This is a genomic window from Arthrobacter sp. GCM10027362 (assembly GCF_042679445.1).
Taxonomy (GTDB): Bacteria; Actinomycetota; Actinomycetes; order Actinomycetales; family Micrococcaceae; genus Crystallibacter.
The window spans coordinates 1-922 of record NZ_JBHTML010000403.1 but is presented as its reverse complement, the minus strand read 5'-3'; the positions used below and the strand labels follow the sequence as shown (position 1 = coordinate 922).

The following is a 922-nucleotide window of genomic DNA, read 5'->3' as shown; positions in this document are numbered from 1 at the left end:
CTGCTGCTGCGGAGGATCCTGCCCGGGCCGATGGCCGCGGGGCTGGCCGCGGTGGCCGGCGGCTACCTGCTGCTCGGCTACCCCTGGGGACCCTTCGGCCTGTCCCTGGTGCTGGGCCTGGTGTTCGCCGTGCTCGCCCGGGCCCGCTGGTGGGCATGGGGCGCCGTCGCCGGCCTGGCCGTGCTGCTGGGTGCCGCGGTCGCGGCGGCGGGAACGGATGCGGACCTGGCCCGCTTGGGCGCCGGCCTGGCATGGCTGACGGTGGTGGTGCTGGTGGCCGAGCTGCTGCGCACCCGCTCCGAGCGGCTGGCCGAACGGCGCAGGGCCCTGCTCAAGGAACAGCAGCGTGCCCGGGACGAGGAGCGGCTCATGCTCGCCCGGGACATCCACGACGTGGTGGCCCACTCGCTGTCGCTGATCAATGTGCAGGCCTCGGTGGCGCTGCACCTGGCCGACAAGGACCCGGGCCAGCTGAAGCCGGCGCTGGAGACGATCAAGTCCGCCAGCCGGGATGCGCTGGCCGAGGTCCGCGAGGTGCTCGACGTGCTGCGCCAGGACGCCCCGCGCTCGCCCGTGCAGCGCCTGGGGCAGCTGCCCGAACTGCTCTCGCAGGCCGCGCGGACCGGCCTCCAGGTCAGCCTGTCCCGGCCGCTGCCGGCAGGCTTGGACGCACGGCTGGAGACGGCGGCCTACCGGATGGTGCAGGAGGCGCTGACCAACACCGTCCGGCATGCCCGCGCCTCGCGGGCCTGGGTTGAGATTTACACGGACGGGGCGGAGCTGGTCATCCGGGTGGCCGACGACGGCGTGGGGCCGGGTGCCGCGGGCACCGGCCTGCGCGAAGGCAACGGCCTGCGCGGCATGCGGGAGCGGGTCGAGGCCTTGGGCGGACGGGTGGCGGTCAGGGACCGCTCGGACGTGG

The 922-nt window shown here is 75.2% G+C and carries 1 protein-coding gene; it reads left to right on the top strand.

Going from position 1 to position 922, the window contains the following annotated elements; all coding sequences use genetic code 11:
• Nucleotides 1-922: sensor histidine kinase (locus ACFQ36_RS22995; RefSeq protein ID WP_377017915.1), on the top strand; the 922-nt coding region annotated here is incomplete at both ends.